This window comes from Gracilibacillus orientalis, from assembly GCF_900114645.1.
GTDB classification, from domain to species: domain Bacteria; phylum Bacillota; class Bacilli; order Bacillales; family Amphibacillaceae; genus Gracilibacillus; species Gracilibacillus orientalis.
This window is the reverse complement of the sequence record NZ_FOTR01000010.1, coordinates 1-15,172: the sequence shown is the minus strand read 5'-3', so window position 1 is coordinate 15,172 and position 15,172 is coordinate 1. Positions and strand designations below refer to the sequence as shown.

The 15,172-nt window shown below is 35.0% G+C and carries 12 protein-coding genes; 11 read left to right on the top strand and 1 reads right to left on the bottom strand.

What is annotated here, in order from left to right:
• The first annotated feature begins 44 nt into the window (after positions 1–44).
• The 6 genes from BM121_RS16360 to BM121_RS16335 all read left to right on the top strand — a co-directional run bounded on the left by BM121_RS16360 (position 45) and on the right by BM121_RS16335 (position 6,444).
• On the top strand, positions 45–1,484 hold the full coding sequence (locus BM121_RS16360) for an FGGY-family carbohydrate kinase (protein ID WP_091484742.1): 1,440 nt from the start codon (positions 45–47) through the stop codon (positions 1,482–1,484).
• A gap of 27 nt (positions 1,485–1,511) precedes the next feature.
• The gene (locus BM121_RS16355) at positions 1,512–2,954 is read left to right on the top strand and encodes an FAD-binding oxidoreductase (protein WP_091484740.1); all 1,443 of its coding nucleotides are present in this window, start codon (positions 1,512–1,514) and stop codon (positions 2,952–2,954) included.
• A 145-nt stretch (positions 2,955–3,099) separates the two neighbouring features.
• A complete protein-coding gene (locus tag BM121_RS16350; RefSeq protein ID WP_425432247.1) occupies positions 3,100–3,759 on the top strand; it encodes an ABC transporter permease in 660 nt (219 codons plus the stop codon).
• 24 nt (positions 3,760–3,783) lie between these two features.
• The gene (locus tag BM121_RS16345; RefSeq protein ID WP_091484738.1) at positions 3,784–4,761 is read left to right on the top strand and encodes an ABC transporter ATP-binding protein; all 978 of its coding nucleotides are present in this window, start codon (positions 3,784–3,786) and stop codon (positions 4,759–4,761) included.
• 6 nt (positions 4,762–4,767) lie between these two features.
• Positions 4,768–5,520, top strand: coding sequence for an ABC transporter permease (locus BM121_RS16340; RefSeq protein ID WP_245780832.1), 753 nt, complete (start codon positions 4,768–4,770; stop codon positions 5,518–5,520).
• 24 nt (positions 5,521–5,544) lie between these two features.
• Positions 5,545–6,444 carry a glycine betaine ABC transporter substrate-binding protein gene (locus BM121_RS16335; protein ID WP_091484736.1) on the top strand — a complete coding sequence of 300 codons (900 nt, stop codon included), beginning with the start codon at positions 5,545–5,547 and terminating at the stop codon, positions 6,442–6,444.
• 104 nt (positions 6,445–6,548) lie between these two features.
• Here the strand turns inward: BM121_RS16335 and nagZ are convergent, their stop codons facing one another.
• Positions 6,549–8,213 (bottom strand): beta-N-acetylhexosaminidase, encoded by a 1,665-nt coding sequence (gene nagZ, locus BM121_RS16330; RefSeq protein WP_139220279.1) that lies wholly within the window; start codon positions 8,211–8,213, stop codon positions 6,549–6,551.
• 306 nt (positions 8,214–8,519) lie between these two features.
• Here nagZ and BM121_RS16325 point away from each other — a divergent pair, with 306 nt between their 5' ends.
• The 5 genes from BM121_RS16325 to BM121_RS16305 form a co-directional block, all read left to right on the top strand.
• Entirely contained in the window at positions 8,520–9,071 is a 552-nt protein-coding gene (locus BM121_RS16325) for a TetR/AcrR family transcriptional regulator (RefSeq protein ID WP_091484733.1), read from the top strand.
• Positions 9,072–9,092: 21 nt separating this feature from the next.
• Positions 9,093–10,478, top strand: coding sequence for a serine hydrolase domain-containing protein (locus BM121_RS16320; protein ID WP_091484732.1), 1,386 nt, complete (start codon positions 9,093–9,095; stop codon positions 10,476–10,478).
• A gap of 208 nt (positions 10,479–10,686) precedes the next feature.
• Complete coding sequence (locus tag BM121_RS16315; RefSeq protein WP_091484731.1) at positions 10,687–12,468, top strand: cache domain-containing sensor histidine kinase; 1,782 nt, start codon at positions 10,687–10,689, stop codon at positions 12,466–12,468.
• The gene (locus tag BM121_RS16310; RefSeq protein ID WP_091484729.1) at positions 12,443–13,981 is read left to right on the top strand and encodes a response regulator transcription factor; all 1,539 of its coding nucleotides are present in this window, start codon (positions 12,443–12,445) and stop codon (positions 13,979–13,981) included. Before BM121_RS16315 ends, BM121_RS16310 begins: the two co-directional genes overlap by 26 nt.
• A gap of 433 nt (positions 13,982–14,414) precedes the next feature.
• Positions 14,415–15,172: ABC transporter substrate-binding protein (locus BM121_RS16305; RefSeq protein ID WP_139220278.1), on the top strand; the 758-nt coding region annotated here is incomplete at its 3' end.

Here is a 15,172-nt window from a genome sequence, read left to right as displayed (position 1 = left end):
GAGTTTCAATTGAATTAAGAATATAAAGGAAATGTGATAGACATATGGTTGAGAAGTACATTATCGGTATAGATGGAGGTTCACAGAGTTCTAAAGTAGTTATCTTCGATTTAAATGGAAACGAAGTAAGCAGGGGCCAAGAAAGATTACAACCAATGAGCACACCTGATCATGGCGTAGTTGAACATCCAGGTGATGACTTATGGGATTCATTGTGCAAGGCTAGTCAAAAGGCGATGGGTTCGTTTCCTGGTAACGAGGAAGATATTATTGGTATCGGGCTTTGTACCATTCGATTCAATCGCTGTTTACTAAAGATGGATGGCACCCTAGCATCTCCAGCAATAAGTTGGATGGATGATAGAGTATCGAAGCCTTATGAACACAAAAATGACGATGTGGCCTATGTTACCACATCATCGGGATATATCACGCATCGCTTTACTAATGAATTCAAGGACACGAATGCCAACTATATGGGAATGTGGCCCATTGATACAGATACCTGGCAATGGAGTGACAGTGATGAGGTATTCGATTATTATAATATACCTCAAGACATGTTGTTTACTATTCAAGACCCAGGAACAATTCTAGGAAATGTGACAGATAAAGCAGCCAAAGAAACAGGAATTCCTGCTAATATTCCAGTTATAGCGACTGCTAACGACAAAGCGGTTGAAGCATTGGGATCGGGAATTATATCGAGTCACAGCGCTCTAGTCTCTTTAGGTACATATATAGCAGGTATGATTCTTGGACAAGAGAATACCAAAAATTCCAAGAGTTTTTGGACCAATTTTGCATCTATTCCAGGAGAGTATCTCTACGAGAGTAATGGAATCCGTCGAGGAATGTGGACAGTTAGTTGGTTCACAGATCTTTATGGAGAAGAATTAACGGTAACAGCCCGAAAGCACGGCATGTCACCGGAAGAATTCCTCAATGAGGAGGCAGCAAAGTCGGTGCCTCCAGGTAGTGATGGGCTGATGACTGTTCTCGATTGGCTGCCACCAGCAGATAAACCTTTTAAAAAAGGAATGATGATTGGCCTTGATAGTCGACATACTAGGGCCCATATGTATCAATCCATTTTAGAAGGTATTGCCATGACGATGAAGACGAATATGGATTCCATGCTAGATGAGGTGGATCAGAATATAAAAGAAATGGTTATTTCAGGCGGTGGATCCAATAGTGATTTAATGATGCAAATTCTTTCTAATGTTTTTGGACTGCCAACTAAGCGGAACGTAACGAATGGGTCAGCTAGCTTAGGTGCAGCTATTAATGTAGCAGTTGCTTTAAATGTTTATTCTACCTATGAGGAAGCCACTAAACATATGGTGAAGGTAAAGGACATGTTTCATCCCGAGGAGGATAAACATGCATTCTATACGCGAATGAACAATGAAGTTTACCAACATATTTCTGCTTATACAGATGGTATATTGCGGAAATCCTATTCTTTTTTCAATAGCTAAAAATTTACTAAAAAAGGAGTACATGAAATGGTATTATCAAAAGAACAAATAGTGAGCGATGTAAAAGCTATCTTATCAGAATCGCAAGTGATTACAGATGAAGAAGTGTTAAGAGAAAATAGTGTAGACCGTTTTCGAAAATATGAGACGATTCACGAGGTTTATACACAACCATTACCGGCAGCGGTGGTGAAAATTAAAAATGAGGAGCAAGTATCACATATTCTGAAATATATGAATGAACATAAAATCAATGCTGTACCTAGGACAGGTGGTTCAGCGACTGAGGGTGGTTTAGAAACTGCAGTAGAAAACTCCTTAGTAATTGATGGGTCAGAAATGGATGATATTGTACAAATTGATCCTTACAACATGCTTGCTACTGTTCAATGCGGAGTACCATTAGAGAATTTGGAGGATAAGTTGCGAGAACAGGGTCTAACTACAGGACATTCCCCACAGTCTAAACCTTTAGCTCAAATGGGAGGGCTTGTGGCAACCCGAAGTATCGGACAGCTTTCTACTTTATATGGTGGTATTGAAGATATGGTTGTGGGTGTTGAAGCTGTTTTTCCTAATGGTGAAATCACTAAAATTAAGAATGTACCAAGACGTGCTGCTGGACCAGATATCAGGCATGTTATTATTGGGAATGAGGGAGCTCTTTGTTACATTACAGAAGTTACAGTGAAAGTTTTCCAATACAAGCCTGAAAACAATCAGTTCTATGGATACTTGTTGGATGATATGAAAACTGGTTTTGAAATGCTGCGTGAAGTAATGGTTCAAGGCTATCGACCATCTGTAGCACGTCTTTATGATCCAGAAGATGCAGCCTATCATTTTGATTTCTCAGAAGGTAAATGTGTACTCATTTTCATGGCAGAAGGTCCAAAGCCAATTGCAGAAGCAACAGGTAAAGCAATCGAAGACATTGTAGCTAAATCTGGCAAAAGTGATAGAGTAGAGAGTCATTTGATTCAAGAATGGTTTGAAAATTTGAATTGGGATCCCTCCAATGTAATGGAAGAGAGGAAGGAGATTAAGCAATCCAATAATATTGGCTTTACTACAGAAGTTTCTGGTTCATGGGGAATAATCCATGATATTTATGAAAATTGTATCAAGCGAATTAGAGAAGAAATCCCTCATATTACAATGTTAGGAGGACATTCTTCTCACAGTTATATGAACGGTACCAATATGTATTTTATTTATTATTATGATTTGGTTGATATTAAACCTGAAGAAGAAATTACAAAATATCATTATCCAATTAATAAAATAATTGTAGAGGAAACCATTAAGGCAGGAGGATCCATGGTTCATCACCACGGTGTTGGTAAGCACAGAACACCATGGATTAAAGACGAGTATGGTTCTTCATATTACATCTTAGAAACCTTGAAGAAAGCATTTGATCCAAACGGAATTATGAATAAAGGGACCATTTTTCCAATGGAAGAATAAAGTGCAATTTTGTGTGCATAATGCAGATTACTGCTAAGTATAAGGGTTTCAAGACCCTGCATAGTATTTTCTGAAAATAAAAGAAGCTGAAACTAGAGATATCGAAAAGTTGGAAACTAGTTAAAATGTCCATTCTGTTTAGGAGGTGTTTACTATTAGTCAATTATTTAATTATATTCAAAGTGATTTAGGCAATATAATAACATACACCATCGAACATGCTCAGTTGGTTGGACTGGCTATTCTTATAGCAATCATAATTGGTGTTCCTTTAGGTATATATTTAACCACTAATGAGGAATTAGCAGAAACCATTCTACAAATCGCATCTATTTTTATCACAATTCCTAGTATTGCGTTATTTGGTATTATGATTCCGATTCTATCTAATATTGGCCAGGGCATTGGTTTTCTGCCAGCGTTAATAGCTTTGGTTCTGTACTCGCAACTCCCGATTATTCGAAATACTTACACGGCTATCAATAATGTGGATCCAAATATTCGTGATGCCGCAAAAGGAATTGGAATGACGAACTTTCAGCGGCTAATCAAAGTGGAAATTCCAATCGGTATGCCACTAATTATGGCAGGTGTCCGCACAGCTACTGTCTTAAATATAGGTATTGGAGCAATTGCAGCCTTTATTGGATCTGGCGGATTGGGTGTCTTGATTAACTCAGGTATCAGTCGAGGCAACACTAACATGGTTATGACGGGAGCTATCTTTGTTTCTATTTTGGCGTTAATTGCCGATTTTCTGTTAAAGTGGATTCAAAAAAAGGCTACACCGAAAGGGATTCAATAAAGAAGTATAAGAAGGGTGATTCAAGTGATTGAGTTTCAAAATGTATCAAAAGTTTATCAAGGCGATGTAAAAGCTATTGATGATATTAATATGACAGTGAATGACGGTGAATTTGTAATATTGCTAGGGCCTTCTGGCTGTGGAAAGACAACGTTACTTCGAATGGTAAACGTATTGGAATCCATAACGGAGGGAGATATTCGTGTTCAAGGGAAAAGCAGTAAAGAATTAAATCCGATTGAACTTAGAAGAAATATCGGTTATGTTATCCAAAGTAATGGATTGTTTCCCAATATGACGATTGAAGATAATACGATGATTGTACCTGACTTACTAGGATGGGATAGAAAAAAGAAAAGAAATCGTTTCAACTACTTGATGGATTTGGTGGGTTTGAATCCAGATGACTATCGAAAACGTTTCCCACATGAGCTATCAGGAGGGCAACAACAACGTATTGGAGTAATCAGGGCTATGGCGTCCGATCCACCAGTAATGTTAATGGATGAACCATTTGGTGCTCTAGACCCGATAATCAGACATCGAATACAGGACGAGTTCTTAGCTATTCAACAAGAAGTTAAAAAGACAATCCTATTTGTCAGTCATGATATTGATGAGGCCATTCGAATGGGTGATCGGATTGCTCTAATACGTGAAGGGAAAATCATGCAGTATGATACTCCTACTGAAATATTGACCCACCCAAAAAATGAATTCGTCTCTGAATTTGTCGGTCAAGATCGGGTACTAAAAAGTATGAGTCTTTATAGTGTTCAAGATTTGGTGGATGCATTTAATCTTGAATCAAGTAAACAGGAAGTAGCAGATACGAAGATGATTCATTCTGATACTTCGTTAAGGGTAGCTATCTCGATGTTACTAAACCAAGAGGCAGATCAGATTGTTATTGTTGATCAACAAGATAACCAACTTGGAAGTCTCACCTTGAATTTAATTGAGAAATTCTTGCATAGAGAAGTCAAAGGTAAAGAGAGGTGACTAGATGTGAATGCTAAAAAAACACTTGCTACCACAACTAAGATTATACTTTGGCTGCTTGTTATAGTCTTTTTTTGGTGGGCTTTATCTAATCATATGTTTTCAAAAATCGTTGAACAGCCTGCCCAGTTTATCAGTCTTCTTGAAACACATCTAAAGCTAGTAAGTATTTCTGCAGGAATAGCAATTTTGACATCCATTCCCTTGGGGATTTTGATTACACGTCCTAAATTCCGTAAATTTGAATGGTTGATAGTTAATACTGCTAATTTAGGTCAGACGATCCCAAGTTTAGCCATATTAGCTTTGGCAATGGGGTTTTTAGGGATTGGTATTAAAGCAGCGATTGTAGCATTATATATTTATTCTCTACTGCCGATTTTACAAAATACAATAGCGGGTCTTGATTCTGTAAACCCTGCTACTAAAGATGCTGCAAAAGGTATGGGACTGACGTCAACACAAATTCTCTTTCGTGTGGAGCTTCCATCGGCGGCTTATTCTATTCTAGCGGGTGTCCGAACTGCCGTGGTACTTAATATAGGTACTGCAGCCCTTGCTTATTTAATTGGTGGGGGTGGTCTAGGAGTATGGATTTTCACAGGTATACAGTTATTTGATAATTCATTTTTGATTTCAGGTGCCGTACCAGTAACATTGCTTGCTGTAATTGTAGATTTATTATTTCGAGGACTGCAACTATTGTTAGTTCCTAAAGGATTGCGTTTAGCACGTAAAGCGGCAATAGATTCTGTGTAAAAGAAAAAAATAGGAGGAATATATATGAAAAAAATACTAGGTTTACTTACCATTATATTATTGACTACACTTATCCTTTCTGCTTGTGGAGATGACGAGAAGCATGTAACAGTAGGAGCGAAAAATTTCACAGAACAATTTTTAATTGCTAAGATGACTGAATTAATCCTTGTAGAAAATGGATTTGAAGTTGATATGAAAGATAACTTAGGATCTACAGCCCTACGTAAGGCACTTGAAAATGATCAAGTGGATATTACATGGGATTATACTGGTACTGGATTGGTAACATATAATGACCAAGAACCAATTGCAGACAAACAAGAAGCTTATGAGAAAGTAAACGAAATTGATACGGAAGAGAACGGTATAACATGGACTAATCTTTCTGAGGTGAATAATACGTATACACTTGTTATGCGCTCTGACCAGTCAGATGAACTTGGAATTAAAAGTATTAGTGATCTTGCAGAATACGTGAACAATAATCCAGGAGAGTTGAAGATGGCAACTGATGCCGAATTTGCTAACCGCCCTGATGGACTTCCTGGTGTATATGAAGCATATGGTTTTGAATTTGGTAGTGACCAAGTTTCTGAAATGAGCTATGGATTGAACTATGATGCGCTTAACAATGATGAAGTAGATGTTGCTGTAGGTTTTGCAACTGATAGCCGAATTCGAGAGTACGATTTGATGAACTTAGAAGATGATCAACAGTTCTTCCCATCTTACAATGCAGCAATTTCCATGACAAGTGAAGTATATGAGAATTATCCAGAGATTGAAGAGATCTTTGAACCATTGGCCGAGCAGTTGAATAGTGAAACAATGCGTGAATTAAACTATCAGGTAGATGTGGAAGAACGAAGTGTGCAAGACGTTGCTGAAGAGTATTTATCTGACAATGGTCTACTTGAATAAGAAGAATTATAAAAAAGTGCCAATAGCTTAAGCTATTGGCACTTTTTTGATCATATTTACTAATCATTTCAATCTAGTTGAGCCACTTCTGTCATTATTTTGTATTAGTCTAGCGAGGAGGAGTCTAATACTTCCTGTACATCTTGATTTAGCTTTTCTACGTCCACAGACTCTATTCTTTCATCTGTTATGCCGTGTTTCTCCTTCAATTTTAATACCCGATTCACACTATCATCCAAACTTTGCATTGAAATATCTCCGTTATCTACTGCTTTTTCAATTGCTTGAAATACTGCGTTCATTTGGTCATATCCGTGACAAACCAGTAATAAATCTGTTCCCGCCTGAATTGCTTTGACAGCTGCAGCACCAATCTCATAATTTTCTAAAATTGCCCCCATCGTTAAATCATCGCTTATCACAAGGCCATCAAAACCTAATTCCTGCCTTAACAATCCTTGAATTATTTCTTTGGATAAAGTAGCTGGATTGTCAGGGTCAAGCGATGGTACCATTAAATGACCAACCATCATTGCTTCAGCCCCATGGTTAATAGCTTGTTGAAAAGGTACGAGCTCCACTTGATGTAACCTTTCAATGGAATGATCAAGCAGAGGGAGATCGATGTGTGAATCAACATTTGTGTCTCCATGACCAGGAAAATGTTTTCCGACTGGAATGACATGATTGTCAGTCATTCCTTGCATTTGTGCGATTGCCATGTCGCTCACCAAAGAAGGTTCAGATCCAAATGAACGGTCTCCAATAATAGGGTTATCTGGATTACTATTAACATCGAGTATAGGAGCAAAATTGAGATTAAAGCCAAATGCTTTTACCTTTTTGGCTAGTAGTTTTCCGATTTGATATGATAAATCACTGTCCTTTTTTTCTCCTATCGTCTGACTTGTTGGTGTTGCTATGATTTCTTCGGGAAGTCTTGTAACTCGTCCGCCTTCTTCATCAACTCCTAAAAATAAAGGTATTTGGTTGTCATTAGCCTGTTTTAAGTCATTAATTAAATCAACTGTTTGTTGGGTATTTTCAATATTTCTCTTAAATAAGATAAACCCGCCAACCTTATTTTCTTTTATATAATTCGTAGCTTGTTGATCGATGGTTGTACCTTCCAATCCAATCATCATTAACTGACCAATTTTTTCGGGTATTGTCATTGAATCGAGAGCATAGGATGGTTCCGTTTCTTTAACAGAAGGATCCCATGGTAAATAAACTACAGAGACATGACTTAGCTTTCTATCATCACCATCTGCTACTGGAGGAAATATAAATTTTAATTGATATGTTTGGTTCGTTTGATAGACATAAATATTTTGGTCTTGAAAATGTCTTATTTCATCAGGTGCACCTAATACTTGTTCCGTCTCATTTTGGGTAATGTGTTGTAATTTATTAGAATGAGACCGTATATCGTAAATTTGACCTTGTTCATTAAATCCAAATACTCTATGTTTTTTTTCGTATGTCGAATAAGTACCAGAACTAGCTTCTGCCTTGTCATCAGCTACTCCCCAGTCTTTCTCCACTTCCATAATGGTGTCTTCACCACTTTTCCATTTGTCTTCTGATACTTTTCCTGTTTTAGCCATTTGATATAACTGAGTAATTAACCTGCTGTTAGATTCAATAGTTGTTAAAGGTGTCAGGTTAGGACTGGAAAAAGAGTGTTCTTTTATTGGCTTGTTACTGCAACTGCTTATAAACATGAGTAAAAACACCATCGATAATAATACTAATTTCTTTGTCATCATTAAATAACTCCTATTAATAGAATGTTGTCCATTGCTTATGACCAATGGTTAGTGTATCAAATTAAGTCTGATCGGAATCTTGTTGGCTATTTTTACATTACAAACTTTTAATCTATATTAAAGCAACTTCATTTTATCAAACCTGTCAAAGCATACTCATCTTGAGCAGTCAATAATTCTTGAATTTAATTGGATAGCAAAGAAATCTAGTCAAGTTTATATGGACTTGCGTTTCTAATTATCGTTTGATATTCTTCTTATAGGAAATTGGTTGGTTATTCAAACAAAAAGGGAGGGGAGAAAATGAGTGCAAAAGGGGAAAAACGACAACAGATCCTTGATGCAGCCTATAAGGTTTTTAGTACAAAGGGATTTAATAGTTCTTCCATTAAAGATATTGCTAACGAAGCAGGGATTGCAGCTGGTTTAATCCATTACTATTTTAAAAGCAAAGAAGAGTTATTATTAACCGTTCAGCGAGATATTCAGCAAAGTTTCCATCAGCAATATCAAAATAACAAAGACGTGGATCCTGCAAATGTATTAACCGAAATAAAAGAACGAGTAAACAATTTTCCTGATTGGTACCGATTTCGATTTGAGCTTTATGCTTTAGGCTTAAAAGATGAAAATCTTCAGTCTGAGGTAAATCATATTTTAAATGATGGAAGGGAAAGTCTGGCATCATTCCTTCAGGAATATATCGATAAGCAGGAAGATACTGACGCGCTTGCTAGTATTTTATTGGCTTGTTTTGACGGAATAGCACTTCAAAAATTATTTGATGAAAATTTTAATATGGATAACGCATATCAAATGTTACAAGACATTATGGTAAGCTATACCAAAAAATAAAATGTAGTTAGAGGAGAGATTATGAAGAAATTATTAATTAGTATGCTAATATTCTTTTTTGTCTTGCCAGGTAGCCTTTCAGCAGAAGAAATAAGTACAGAAGAACAAATAAACGAATTTGTAGAGCTGTCGCTACAAAAGTATCAAATACCTGGAGCATCTCTTGCTGTATTTACCAATGGTGAGGAGTTTTATAATAATTGGGGGACAATGAGTGATGGGAAGGAAGTAACAGCCGATACCCCTTTTTTAATTGGCTCATTAAGTAAACCGATTACCGCCCTTGCCATTATGATGCTAGTTGAAAAAGGCGAGATTAACCTTGATGAACCTATTGATACATATTTGTCTGAATTTACTTATCAATCAAAAAGCTCAAAAAAAATCACCGTGTCAGAGCTCTTAAAGCAAACGAGTGGTATTAGTCCTTTTGATGGCCTAAAAGTAACGGATAAAGCTGACAGTGAAAACACGATTTTTCAGGCAGTCGAAGAACTTAGTGGAGTAAAATTAACGACAGAACCAGGAGAGGAATATGCTTATAATTCAGCAAATTATTTATTATTAGGTGCCATAATTGAAAACGTAACTAATCAAACTTATGCTGAATTTATAACCGAGAGTATTTTCACTCCTCTTGGAATGACACAGTCAGCAGCTGACTATGATAACACGTTAACAAAAGGGCTTGTGTCTGGTTATCGATCATGGATGGGAAAACCAATACCCGGTAAGTTGTATTTTGATAACGCTGGCGCTCCTTATGGTTATTTGGTTTCAAGTTCGACTGATTTAATGACTTTTTTAAAATTAATGTTAAGGGGCGGAGAGATTATATCGAACGAATCATTAACATTAATCAGTACCCCACCGGATGAAGGTAGATATGGGTATGGTTGGCATTTTTCCAATACAGATTCTTTTCCCTATCATGGTGGTGCAACTAGAGATTATCGGAGCGAAATGTATTTTAATCCTGATCAAGATGTAGCTGCGGTTTTGTTGACGAATAAGTACCATAGTTTAGAAGATGCTCAAGTTACCTATATTATGAATGGTATTCAATCGATTCTAAACGGGGATGAACCAGATCCATTACCAGATCAAAGCTTTGCTACGCAGTGGACTTTAATTATAACCATTATAACCTTCCTTTTGTTGACGGTTATTCATTTTATAATGCTCAAGAGAAGGAAACGACAACTGGTTTTCTATATAATCGGCATATGCTCTGTTGTGTTGGGAGCTTGTGTAATCCCAATATATGTTGGTATCTTGGACACCCCATGGAAAACGATTCGCTTGTTTGCACCTGACATTGCACTATTAACATATATTATCATTGGAATACTTACATTTAATGGGCTAATGGCATTTGGCTATGGAGTGATAAAGAAAAAAGGATAGATTCTTCATTGTAGGATAATACGAGAAATTTTTATGACGGACATTTGCTTATATTAGAGTGTCCGTCATATTTTTTTGTGAATTTGAAATCCGCAAAATCCCCCCTGATGGAGGTCTCACTATATGGTTCAAACCAAAGTTGACGAGTAACCAGTATACCAATATAATTAGGTGAAAGCGGTGTCAGATTAAGGTGGAGTGATGTTAGATGATACGAAAAATTCGTCAAATTTATATGGACTTGCGTTTAAAATATAAAATGGTTATATTAACTTCGCTAGTATTACTCGCTTTTAGCATCGGCGGTTTATCGATATTACAGTATGCCTTTCAAAAATATAATAACGAAATATATCGACAATCTGCTCAAGCTATACAAGTTTCTACCAACTCTGTCGAAGCTGAATTAAAAAAAATGGAGCGATTATCTTACCAAATTTCAACTGATATGTATGTACAAGCTTATTTACAAGAGTTAAATAATACGGATTCTAATTATAATAAATTTACAATAGGTATGGAGTTAAGAAAAAGACTTATCTCCATAGGAGCACTGAATAAATATGTCCAATCCATGCAAGTTTATGATAGGAACGATAAGGAATATGCGAGTGGTAATTTAATTATAAAATTATCAAAAGATAGATTGAATACAATGAAAGAAAATGCAGCAGAAGAAGAGGGAGGTGTTAGTTGGGTTTCTTCATCAGAAGAGGATCCAACTTTAATTGCAACACGAGAAGTAAGAGAATATATGGATTTTTCATTTGAACAACTAGGAACAATTGGAGTTAGAGTGGATATCCAAGAGATTGTTCATGATCTTACAAATAATTTGGAAGAACAAAAAACTAGCTTTCTCATTTTTGATAGTGAAGATAGGAGAATTTTTTCTAATAATAGTCAAGTAGAAAATATTTATCCATCACAATATAAGCAAGGAGAACAAGGCTATCAAATTGTAAAATACAAGGGTGAAAGGTTTTTTTTAACATATTCGGATGAGAACCATTTAGGCTGGACTTATATGATTTTAACCCCATATAACAATCTTTTTAACGTTATTACCCAGACAAGAACTGCGGTGTTTTTAACCTATTTTGGCTTATTTCTATTAATGATTTTTTTAGGATCTAAATTTACAGGAACCATTGTGAACCCAATTGAAAGTCTTAATAGAAAAATGAAAAAAGTTCAGACCGGTAAGTTCGATTATGATGATTCTGATCTAAAGCCAAAGTATCCAAGAGACGAAGCCGGACAGATGCATGAGAATTTTCAAATAATGATGCAACAAATCAATGATTTAATTGTAGAAAATTATAAAAAGCAGCTGCTTATTAAAGAGTCGGAATATAAAACCCTACAAGCTCAGGTAAATCCACATTTTTTATATAATACACTGGAATCGATAAATTGGTCTGCTAAAATTGCAGGAGAGAAAAAAATTTCACAAATGGCTGAATCTCTAGGCTATGTACTAAGAGCGTCTATCAATATGAAAGGAGCTTTTGTTACGTTAGCAGAAGAAGTAGCTATTGTAGAACATTATATAACAATACAAAGCTTTCGATTTGAAGAAAGACTTGATTTTCGTAAAAATATTCCACCAAAGTATGATGAAGTATTGATACCAAAATCAATCATACAACCAATTGTAGAAAATTCCATTCGATATGGCTTACAAGAAATGATAGGTGTTTGTACTATAAAAGTGGAAGTGGAAGAAATAAATGAAGATTTATTAATCTCGGTATCAGATAATGGTCCTGGTATGGAAGAAGATTATTTAAATAAAATAATGACTGGGGACTACCAACCAAAAGGTACAGGGATAGGTTTAAAGAATATAGAGGAAAGAATTAAAATTTTGTTTGGAGAAAGCTATGGAATTTATATAGAGAGTGTAGAAAATCAAGGGACCAAAGTAATTATCAAGGTTCCTAAAAAGGGGGAAACAACATATGTACAAAGTGTTGTTAGTGGATGACGAAAGGATGATTCTAGAAGGAATAGCAAAGATTGTGGATTGGGAAAAACATGAAGTGGAATTAATTGATAAAGCAATGAATGGTCTAGAAGCTTTGGAGTGTATTGCAAATAATTGTCCTGATATAGTAATTACGGATATTACAATGCCAGGACTGGACGGAATTGGTTTAGTATCAAAAGCCAAGGAAGAGTATCCAGACATCAAATGGATCTTTTTGTCTGGTTATAGTGAATTTGAATATGCACAAAAGGCTATACGTTTTGGAGTAAAACATTACTTACTCAAACCTTGTAATGAAGAAAAAATTGCAGAAGCGCTTGATGAAGTGGTAACGGAGAAAAAAAAGGAAGATGAGGCTATAAAGTATCTTCAATCAATGCAAGATGAAGCGTTGAAGCTATATCATTATGAATATGAGGATATATTAAAAAAATATTTAAATTATCAAGAATTGCCCAATGAATTAATAAAACAACTTAAGGTAATGTTAGAAAAAAAATTCAATGATCATTTGATTTGTTTTATCGTTCTTTGTTTAGACGATGAAAATGAATATATTTTACTTCAAAAGTTATTAGAAAAGTATAGTAATACAAACAATAATGAACATATATGTACAATTGTTGATGATAGTGTAGTTATCATGGAGAAATATACCCCAACTATAGAAGATAGACTAACAAGATACCTTCAGCACTTACCTGATCAGAGTAATCAGAATATTACTGCTATTATATCTCCAACTTTTACAAAAGATGAAATATTTAACTCTAGTTTTCGCTTAGAGAATGCAATTGCGCAGTCCTTTTATGTAAGTTCTTCTAAGGTAATTAGAAGTCAAGATTGGATTACATTTCTAAATACTGATAAAAATGATATAGAAATAGATTTAGATAAAATTATAATTGACTTGAAGAAAAGCGAATTGAAAAGAGCAAATCAGATAATTCAGGAGTTTTGCCAAAAATTACAAGACTATTATATACATCCCAAAATAGCAAAAAGTTATTTTATTAAAATATATATATTAATATTAAGCAAATATAATTCAAATATAGAAGAGAATAGGATAGGTTCTATAACCAAAATGGAGAATTTCTTACATATTCAACATGTTCAACAATTTTTTCATGATTTGTTCGATGCTTTATTGCAAAATGATCAAAATTCAAAACATTATTCAAAAGTTGTAAGACAGATGTTAGACTGTATCGAAAAAGAAATCGAGAACCCTAATTTGTCTTTAAGATGGATTGGAAATAATTGTTTGTATATGAATCCAGATTATCTAGGCAAAATATTCAAGAAAGAAGTAGGACAACGATTTTCTTCATACGTAACGAATCTGAGAATTAATAAGGCTGTAAAAATTATCGAAACAGAAGAGGAAGTAAGGGTCTTTGAGTTAGCAGAAAGAATGGGATTTGGCAATAACCCTCATTATTTTAGCCAATTATTTAAGAGAATCAAAGGCTATACCCCATCAGAGGTTATAAAATCACATGATTAAAAGATAACTTATTCATTTAAATATCTGAAAAATTCACTATTTTTTACACAATTATATCTGTTTTTTCTATCAATGAATTATAGTAATTTTGGTATACTAATCTTACTTTCTATAATATCTTGATGATAACGATAAGTTTTATGAAACATAATAGAATAATATTTTATCGCGGTGCTAATTGTTCAATAGACTTCCAAACTTCCAAGAATAACGGACGCTAACACCCTGATAAGTTTCACTAACCATCAATGGTGATCAAAAAAAACAACTGATGGAAGTCACTCTTTATAAATATTACTAGAGTTTTAATAGAACTCTGGTAATATTTTTTGTAGTTAATTACATAGTTCAAAAAGGTTTAAAATGAATGTTTGTTGCCTCGATATTCTACCATGTATTTTACTGAAGTTTTTTTGAAAAGGGAGGCTATTAAATGAGAAAGAACATGTTCATTTTAATGGTTGTTTTATTAGTTGCTTGTAGCAGTAATGGAAGGACGGCTGAAATAGGTGAAGAAAATAATGAAGAAGTCACCATTAGAATTGCATGGTGGGGGGATCAAAAAAGAAATGAGGATACTTTAAAAGTAATTGAACTATTTGAAGAAGAAAATCCAGGTATTACTGTGGAACCAGAACATGCAAATTGGGATGACTATTGGCAAAAGTTACCGCCTAGAGCCGCTGCTAACGAACTACCTGATATTATTGCTATGGATCAATCTTATATCTCCCAGTATGCTCAAAAGGAGCAGTTAGCCGATTTGTCACCTTTTATTGGAAATGAAATTGATGTATCCAATATTCCAGAAGATGTTGTGAATACTGGTGAAATCAACGATGGACTCTATGGGTTCAATTTAGGTGTAAACGCTTTAGGTTTTCAATATAACCCAGAGGTGTTAAGTGAAATTGGTGTAGATACTATTCCAGAGGAATGGACATGGGACGATTTTATGGAAATATCTGATAAAGCAGTAGAAGCAGGATATTACTTTGATAATGGTCATACTGCTGATGTCATCTTAAACTATTATTTACGTACACAAGGAAAGCGTTTATATGCTGAAGATGGAAGCGATTTAGGTTATGAGGATGATCAATTATTTGTGGATCTATATACCATGCTTACTAATCAAGTAGAAAAAGAAGCAACACCAACGCCGGATTATTTAGCGCAATTAGCAGGTCC

Bases quoted from the DNA above. Each gene is read 5' to 3' on its own strand.
- BM121_RS16315 (WP_091484731.1), top strand. From the start codon at position 10,687: ATGATACGAAAAATTCGTCAAATTTATATGGACTTGCGTTTAAAATAT.
- BM121_RS16325 (WP_091484733.1), top strand. From the start codon at position 8,520: ATGAGTGCAAAAGGGGAAAAACGACAACAGATCCTTGATGCAGCCTAT.
- BM121_RS16320 (WP_091484732.1), top strand. From the start codon at position 9,093: ATGAAGAAATTATTAATTAGTATGCTAATATTCTTTTTTGTCTTGCCA.
- nagZ (WP_139220279.1), bottom strand. From the start codon at position 8,213: ATGACAAAGAAATTAGTATTATTATCGATGGTGTTTTTACTCATGTTT.
- BM121_RS16310 (WP_091484729.1), top strand. From the start codon at position 12,443: ATGTACAAAGTGTTGTTAGTGGATGACGAAAGGATGATTCTAGAAGGA.
- BM121_RS16355 (WP_091484740.1), top strand. From the start codon at position 1,512: ATGGTATTATCAAAAGAACAAATAGTGAGCGATGTAAAAGCTATCTTA.
- BM121_RS16335 (WP_091484736.1), top strand. From the start codon at position 5,545: ATGAAAAAAATACTAGGTTTACTTACCATTATATTATTGACTACACTT.
- BM121_RS16360 (WP_091484742.1), top strand. From the start codon at position 45: ATGGTTGAGAAGTACATTATCGGTATAGATGGAGGTTCACAGAGTTCT.